The organism is Brunnivagina elsteri CCALA 953 (assembly GCF_002289455.1).
In the GTDB taxonomy this organism is placed as follows: Bacteria; Cyanobacteriota; Cyanobacteriia; order Cyanobacteriales; family Nostocaceae; genus Brunnivagina; species Brunnivagina elsteri.
This window is the reverse complement of record NZ_NTFS01000066.1, coordinates 1-2,951: the sequence shown is the minus strand read 5'-3', so window position 1 is coordinate 2,951 and position 2,951 is coordinate 1. Positions and strand designations below refer to the sequence as shown.

The window sequence follows — 2,951 nt, the reverse complement described above, 5'->3', positions numbered from 1 at the left end:
GACGGGCTACACTTTTTATACTGCCACTCGACAAATCCTCATGCCCGTTCCTGGTAGCACCGAATTTTTCTCGGTCGCGGCAACTTGCTCAAAATCTTTTTTGCGATCGCTTGACGACTAAGACAGTCGCTACGGGAGATTGCGATCGCGCTTTCGCAAAGTCGAGCTAAAATTGTATATATCTCACCACAAATAGTTCTAAAATAGACTGTGCATTACTAATATATAAAGCTGCTATTCGCACAAGTAAAAGATTCATGCGTATTTCGTTAAATTGGCTGCGGGAACTAGTCGAGATAAAACTAAAGCCAGAAGAGTTGGCTGAAACCTTGACTATGGCAGGGTTTGAGGTTGAAGAGATTGAAGACCGTCGCACTTGGGCATCAGGTGTGGTAATTGGTCGCATTGTCAACCGTGAACAACACCCAAATGCTGATAAATTAAGTCTTTGCCAAGTTGATATTGGTACGGGTGAAAATTTACAGATTGTCTGCGGTGCTAGTAATGCTCGTGCAGATATACTTGTTCCAGTGGCAACTGTCGGTACTTTTTTACCAAATATCGATTTAAGAATTAAACCCGCTAAGTTGCGGGGTGTTGCTTCTAATGGGATGATTTGTTCGTTAAAGGAACTCGGTTTACCTACCGATGTTGATGGAATTCACATTTTTACCCAGGAGAATCTGCAATTGGGTAGGGATGTCCGTCCATTGTTGGGTTTGGATGATGTGGTTTTGGATGTGACTGCCACTGCAAACCGTGCTGATGCCTTGAGTATGGTGGGGATTGCACGGGAGGTTGCTGCATTAACTGGTGGAAAATTATCAATTCCCGATACCAAGACAATTAGTGCAAGCAAAGCAACAGGGAATTTAAGTTTAGAGATATTAAATTTAAAAATCGAAGAAGCAAAAGCTTGTCCAACTTATTTCGGTACGGTGGTGGAGAATGTCAAAATTGCACCATCTCCCGAATGGTTGCAGCAGCGATTAAGCTCTGCGGGAACTCGTCCCATTAATAATGTTGTGGATATCACTAATTATGTGTTGTTAGAATGGGGACAACCACTTCACGCTTTCGACCGAGACAGATTACAAGCAATTGGTGGCAAGGATAATATTACCATTGGGGTACGCTTTGCTAATGCTGGGGAAACCCTGAAAACCCTGGATGGGCAAACCCGGAATTTGGCGACACAGAATTTACTCATTACCTGCAATGATAAACCAATTGCGTTAGCTGGTGTTATGGGTGGGGGAGAAAGTGAAGTTCACGAAGGTACGCAAAACCTGGTTTTAGAAGCAGCTTTGTTTGATAATGTGGCGATTCGTCGTTCTTCCCGTAGTGTTGGCTTACGTAGTGAATCTTCGTCACGTTACGAACGGGGGGTAAATTTTGCGGGTTTAGAAATTGCTTGCGATCGCGCTCTCAATTTATTGGTGGAACTCGCTGGTGCTACAATAGTTTCTCAAGAGAATGCCGATACTCGTCCCGACTCTTCTACTTGGAGCAATTCAGTAAAATTACGGTTAAAGCGTGTCAATGAAATACTTGGTCCGGTGCGTTTAGGTGATGACGATGCTGGGGAACTCCAAGCTGTTGATGTGGAACGCACTCTCACGGCTTTAGGATGTACATTAACACCTAGTGGTGATAAAAAAAGTTGGACTGTTGTTGTTCCTCCCTATCGTTACCGGGATTTAGAGCGGGAAATTGATTTAATTGAAGAAATTGCCCGTCTTTACGGTTACGATCGCTTTTGTGATACCCTTCCAGAAACAGCAGAAGCTGGTTATTTCCCCTTTGAACAAGAAGTGACTCGCAAATTACGCTATGTCATGCGTGGTGCTGGGTTAACTGAGTTAATCCATTATTCTTTGGTAAAACCGGGGGAAGACCGTCAGGTAGTATTGAGTAATCCCTTACTGGCAGAATATTCAGCTTTACGAACCGATTTAATTGCAGGTTTGATTGACGCTTTCCAATACAACCTCGAACAAGGGAATGGTGCTTTAAACGGGTTTGAAATTGGACGAATTTTTTGGCAAGAAGAGGTCGGTTTGCAAGAAGCCGATGCGATCGCTGGTATTATGGGGGGAGATAGAACCGTTGGTAAGTGGTCCCGTGGTGGCAAAGACCAGCCCATGACTTGGTTTGAAGCTAAGGGCATTTTAGAAAATGTATTTGGGCAAATGGGTTTGCAAGTCGAATATCAACCCGATTGTCGTGATTCATACTTACATCCTGGACGTACTGCTTCGTTATGGATAGGTGGTACTCGACTCGGTACGTTTGGACAGTTGCACCCACAACTACGTAATGATAAGGGTTTACCAGATTCAACCTACGTATTTCAACTAGATTTAGATGTGTTGATAGATTCTTTAGATAGGGACGAAATCCAAACTCCGGCATTTAAAGCATATTCAACCTATCCAGCAAGCGATCGCGATATTGCCTTTTTTGCACCTGTAAAAGTCAGTGTTGCGGAGATTGAACGGGTAATAAATAAAGCTGCGAAAGAGTTATTGGAATCGGTAGAATTATTTGACGAGTATCAAGGGGAAAATGTACCCCAAGGGCAACGCAGTTTAGCGTTTCGTTTGGTATATCGAGCAAGTGACAAAACCCTTACTGATAGCGAAGTTGAACCAGTACATCAAAAAGTCCGGGAAGCACTGGTGGAGAAATTTGGTGTAAGTTTAAGGAGTTAGGAATTGGGAATTTATTTTATAATTCCTAATTAAAACTCGCAATTCCCAACTCAGAACTTAGGGAACACCAAAAATAAATTCTCCATAATTGTAGGGGTGGGGTCTCCCCACCCTTTGCGTGATAGTGTTGGTAAGTATATGATTTGAATATTTTATTTTCTCAATACGGTTCAGTTAAGACTAAACTATTCAATATTTTAAACCGCCATAGACACGGAGTGGCTACTTAGCCCTTAC

General features: G+C 42.8%; 1 protein-coding gene. It reads left to right on the top strand.

The features are described 5' to 3' along the window. The first annotated feature begins 257 nt into the window (after positions 1–257). Entirely contained in the window at positions 258–2,714 is a 2,457-nt protein-coding gene (pheT, locus tag CK510_RS08495) for a phenylalanine--tRNA ligase subunit beta (RefSeq protein ID WP_095721291.1), read from the top strand. Positions 2,715–2,951 lie beyond the last annotated feature (237 nt).